Below are 1431 nucleotides of genomic sequence, written 5' to 3'. Positions count from 1 at the left end.
TGACGGACCTGTGGCAGCGGCGTTGGCCCGACTGCCCGCCGGTTGGGTACAAGCTTCGCGACCCGCACCGGGATGTCTGGGTGCGCTTCCACAGCCTGCCGGAGTCGAAACGATACGCAGAGGACGAGAGCGAGTACGCCATCGTCCTGGGGCGGTACAACACGGTCCTCGATGAGTTGTTTGCCGGTGGGGACGTGTACGTGATCACACCGGTCTGGACGACCGAAGCCGAGGTTCCACCGTTCCAACCTGACGCTGGCTACTGGCAGAGCCTGTTGGTGGAGGACGACCCTGACCCGAAGTTCCGCACCTACTGCCATCTTTTCGCCGCCCGCCGACCCTGGCGACATGGCTGCCTCGACGAACTGCTCCGTAACATCGCCGACGACAAGGTGGCAGGCGTCTTCGTCACCGACACTCAGATGAGACGTATTCACTACCCCTACGACGGGGGCGCCGATGTCTTCCTCACCACGCCTGAGGAACGGGATCGGACCCGCGACCGGCATGCCCACTGGCTTTCCGGCAGCCCGTCGGGTCTTTGACGGATCAGGATGGCCACCCTGCCCAAGTTCCCAGGCTCAGATGGTCAGCCGACGGAAGCAGATGCGCAGGGCCGCTATGCCGACGAAGGCAAGGAAATGCTCGGGCTTGCGTTCGTAGCGGCGGTGCAGCCGTCGGCAGCCGGCCAGCCAGGACACGGTTCGTTCGACGACCCATCGGTGGCGGCCGAGCCGGGCGGAGGACTCGACTCCCCTGCGGGCGATGCGGTGGCGTATGCCGCGTGAACGGAGCAATCGCCGCAGGTAGTCGTAGTCGTAGCCCTTGTCCGCATGCAGCTTCGCCGGTCGCCTGCGACGCGGGCCGCGACGGGAACGGATGGGCGGGATCCCACGGATGAGCGGTTCCAGTCCCTGGCTGTCGTGCATGTTGGCGCCGGAGATGCCCAGGGACAGCGGCAGGCCGTTCCGCTCGGTGACCAGATGGATTTTCGATCCCAACTTGCCTCGGTCGGTCGGATTCGGTCCCGTCAGAAGCCCCCTTTTGCCGCCCGGACGCTCACGGAGTCGATAGCGCACCGCGACCAGTCCAGCTCACCCCGCGCCCCGAGTTCATCCAGGACCACACGGTGGAGACGGGCCCAGACCCGGTCCGCGCTCCACTTGGCGAACCGCCGGTAGACCGTCTGCCAGGCCGGACCGAACACTGGCGGGAGCTGCCTCCAAGTACAGCCCGAGGTGGCCACGAAGATGACCGCGGCCAGAACCTCACGGTCGCCAGCCCGACGGCGCCCTCCGCCCTGCGGACGCTTCACTTCCATGGGCGGAACCACCCGCCGGAACAGCATCCACAACTCATCCGGCACCAGCCGCTCAACCAGATTCGCCATGCACAACTCAACGAACGATCAAGCCATAAGAAACGGCTTCT

The 1431-nt window shown here is 65.8% G+C and carries 2 protein-coding genes; one reads left to right on the top strand and one right to left on the bottom strand.

Annotated features, from left to right (window positions below):
* Window positions 1-545, top strand: a 545-nt coding sequence (locus ACGF8B_RS42065) for a hypothetical protein (protein ID WP_392748219.1), incomplete at its 5' end; no start/stop codon positions are given.
* 36 nt (window positions 546-581) lie between these two features.
* Here ACGF8B_RS42065 and ACGF8B_RS42060 read toward each other — a convergent pair.
* Window positions 582-1390 (bottom strand): IS5 family transposase gene (locus ACGF8B_RS42060; RefSeq protein ID WP_392748217.1). Its coding sequence is split into 2 segments (ribosomal slippage): window positions 582-1040 and window positions 1043-1390, totalling 807 coding nucleotides; the frame shifts between segments, so codons are not numbered across the junction.
* Window positions 1391-1431: the final 41 nt, after the last annotated feature.

It is taken from the genome of Streptomyces sp. NPDC047917 (assembly GCF_043204345.1).
In the GTDB taxonomy this organism is placed as follows: Bacteria; Actinomycetota; Actinomycetes; order Streptomycetales; family Streptomycetaceae; genus Streptomyces; species Streptomyces sanglieri.
The sequence above is the reverse complement of the archived record's forward strand: the minus strand, read 5'-3'. Positions and strand labels throughout refer to the sequence as shown.